Raw genomic sequence first — 1,886 nt, forward strand, 5'->3', positions numbered from 1 at the left:
CGCATCTGACGAAAGTCAGGACCCAGAGCCAAAAAGCGTCACCCCCGCGACCCTGGATCCTGACTTTCGTCAGGATGACGGAGAAGGGGGGACCAAAACCCCTCTCCCCCCGGGGGAGAGGGAGGGGCCCACGCAAAGCGTGGGAGGGTGAGGGCAAGTGAGGCTCGAAACGCCCCACCCCCCCTCACACCCCGATCAGCTCACCGAAAACTTCATCAGCTTGATCGCCTCCGAATTCGTCACGCACCCGCCGACCCGCTTGGTCGCGTAGAAATTGACGAACGGCTTGTTCGAGTACGGATCCCGCAGGATCACCGTCTCCGCCCGCTCGGCGATCAGATACCCCGCCCGGAAGTTCCCGAACGCGATCGACAGCGCATTCGCCGCGATGTCCGGCATGTCCTCCGCCTCGATCACCGGATAGCCGAGCAACGTCGCCGGCTGCCCCGCGGCCAGCGACGGCGCCCACACGAACGCCCCGTCGCTCGTCTTGAACTTCCTGATCCGCGCCAGCGTGCTCGCATTCATCACGAAGCTCGCCCCCTGCCGATACGGCGCGCGCAGCGCCTGGACGAGGTCGATCAGCCGCTCCTGCGGGCTCGCCGAGAAATCCCCCGCGGTCCCGGAGGCCAGATATTGCAGCGTCCCGACGCCCGCACCCCGTCCGCGGTCGCCGCGGTCGGCTGCGTCAGGAACCCCTTGGGCCGCCCGCTGCCCGATCCACCGACGAACGCCGCACCCTCGGCCTTGGCGAATTCCATCGCGATCTCGCCCGCCAGCCACGCCTCGACGTCGAACGCCGCATCGTCGAGCATCGCCTGGCTCGCCGCCGGATTGGCATAGAGCTCGCCGGTCGGCGGCACGATCTCGACGAACACCGGCGTCGCGGTCTCGGGCCGCGCCGCATTCTCCGCCGCCCAGCCGGACGGCGTGCCGCCCGTCGTGACGAGCTTGCGATACCCCGCCGAGCCCACCTTCACGACATTGGCGATCCCCCGGATCGGCGAAATGCCCTTCAGCACCGCATCGATCTGCGCATCCACCTCGCGCGGCACCGCATAGCCGCCCGCATCACCCGAGACCCCGGTAAACGCCTTCATCTCGATCGTCGCGCCACTCCGCACGAACCCCGCAAACGCCCCCGAAGCGCCGCCCCCTCCAGCATCGGCCGATCCATCACCGTCATGTCCATCTCCCTGCCAAGAAACAAAAAAAAGGCGCCCCGAAGGACGCCCGAAACTCAAAACCCCTCTCCCCTAGGGGGAGAGGGAGGGGCCCACGCAAAGCGTGGGAGGGTGAGGGCACGTGAGGCTCGAAACCCCACCCACAACGCCACCCCCGTTCGCCCTGAGCGAAGTCGAAGGGCACGACCCGCGCGCCAGTGCTTCGACTACGCTCAGCACGAACGGACGGGGGGGGGACGGGCCGGTGCCCCCCTCAAACCACCCGAACCCCCACCTTAACCCGCCGCCGCAAGCACAATTCCGTCAGCGCCCACACCAGCGCATCCGCCCGATCCGGCGAGCGCCCCGGCCCGACATACCCCCCGCTCACCAGCCCGCAGAGCTCGTCCTCCAGCGCCGGAAACGCCCCGACGTGAAAGACCCGCCCGCCCTCGTACAAGGTCGCCACCGGCTCCGCCCGCGCGACCTTCCCGCGGCTCGCATGCACCAGCCGCACCGGCAGCGCACAGTCCGCCGCCATCAGCACGCTGCGGACCATCTCCCCCGCCCTGGTTGCACTCCGCGACCACCCGGTCCGCGCCATGCCGCGCCGCACAGTCCGCCCACCCGCGCGCGCCCCAGCCCTCAGGCGACACGCCCCGCAAACGCTCGCATCCTCGAGCACATAGGCGAGCCCGTCCTCGCCCAGCGCGACGCACACGA

2 pseudogenes are annotated in these 1,886 nt (G+C 69.4%); both read right to left on the minus strand.

Annotated elements, in window-relative coordinates:
• Window positions 1–195: 195 nt before the first annotated feature.
• Window positions 196–1,127 (minus strand): annotated as a pseudogene (locus NI18_RS19115) (phage major capsid protein); the annotation flags it as partial.
• Between the two features lie 310 nt (window positions 1,128–1,437).
• Window positions 1,438–1,886, minus strand: a pseudogene (locus NI18_RS19120) (ATP-binding protein); the annotation flags it as partial.

The sequence above is a fragment of the Sphingomonas sp. Ant20 genome (assembly GCF_000783375.1).
Lineage (GTDB): Bacteria > Pseudomonadota > Alphaproteobacteria > Sphingomonadales > Sphingomonadaceae > Sphingomonas > Sphingomonas aerolata.